Source organism: Chryseobacterium sp. VD8, assembly GCF_037149975.1.
Taxonomy (GTDB): Bacteria; Bacteroidota; Bacteroidia; order Flavobacteriales; family Weeksellaceae; genus Chryseobacterium; species Chryseobacterium indicum.
In genome coordinates this window covers 1-587 of record NZ_JBBCQL010000454.1, presented here as the reverse complement: position 1 = coordinate 587, position 587 = coordinate 1, and the positions used below count along the sequence as shown (strand labels likewise).

The 587-nt window shown below is 38.7% G+C and carries 1 protein-coding gene and 1 pseudogene; both read left to right on the top strand.

Annotated features, from left to right (window positions below; genetic code table 11):
* Window positions 1-407: transaldolase family protein (locus tag WFK35_RS23005; RefSeq protein ID WP_336734981.1), on the top strand; the 407-nt coding region annotated here is incomplete at its 5' end.
* A gap of 4 nt (window positions 408-411) precedes the next feature.
* A pseudogene (locus tag WFK35_RS23000) lies at window positions 412-587 on the top strand (transketolase); the annotation flags it as partial.

Below are 587 nucleotides of genomic sequence, written 5' to 3'. Positions count from 1 at the left end.
ATATTGTAGTAAAAGTTCCTATTATTAAAGACGGAATCAAGGCGATCAAATATTTTTCCCAAAAAGGAATCAGAACTAATTGTACCTTAATTTTCTCATCAGGACAGGCACTTTTAGCGGCAAAAGCAGGAGCAACTTATGTTTCTCCATTCTTAGGAAGACTGGATGATGTTTCCTCCGATGGTCTTAATTTAATTCAGGAAATCAGAACCATTTTCGACAATTATGGTTTTGAAACTGAAATTTTGGCAGCTTCTGTCCGCCACGCGATGCATATCATTAACTGTGCAAAGATCGGTGCTGATGTGGTAACCTGTCCTTTGCCTCCGATTTTGTCATTGCTAAAGCATCCTTTAACGGATTCCGGTCTGGAGCAGTTTATTAAAGATTCACAAAAAATGCAGTAAAAATATGCACGACATTCAAAAATTAAAAAATATTGCTTCACAGGTTCGCAGAGATATTGTAAGAATGGTTCACGCCTGCCAGTCGGGACATCCGGGAGGTTCATTGGGATGTACAGATTTTCTTGTAGCGCTCTACTTCGATGCAATGAAAAGAAAAGAAGGATTTGATATGACGGGAAA